The organism is Bacillus sp. SIMBA_005 (assembly GCF_046535585.1).
Lineage (GTDB): Bacteria > Bacillota > Bacilli > Bacillales > Bacillaceae > Bacillus > Bacillus pumilus.
This window is the reverse complement of sequence record NZ_JAWRWI010000497.1, coordinates 1-267: the sequence shown is the minus strand read 5'-3', so window position 1 is coordinate 267 and position 267 is coordinate 1. Positions and strand designations below refer to the sequence as shown.

At 68.5% G+C, this 267-nt stretch carries 1 protein-coding gene; it reads right to left on the bottom strand.

Features of this window, described 5'->3' with window-relative positions; genetic code table 11:
* Positions 1 to 267, bottom strand: a 267-nt coding sequence (locus SB660_RS21055; RefSeq protein ID WP_410584320.1) for a transglutaminase-like domain-containing protein, incomplete at both ends; no start/stop codon positions are given.

Here is a 267-nt window from a genome sequence, read left to right as displayed (position 1 = left end):
CATCGGTTCCAGCCCGTGCAGATAGCCGACGACCATGCGCGCCGGAATGCGCAGGCTGCGGCACAGCATGATGCCGACGTGGGCGTAGTCGCGGCAGACGCCGGCGCCGTGCGCCATCGTGTCGAGGCCGTCGGTCATGGCATTGCTTTCGCCGTAGCGATAGGCGATGTGCCTGCGGATCCACGCGACGATCGCACCGACCTGGCCGCTCTGCGGGCCGGCCGCATCGACGATCTCCTGGGCCTGGTCGAAGGTCTTGTCCGACGG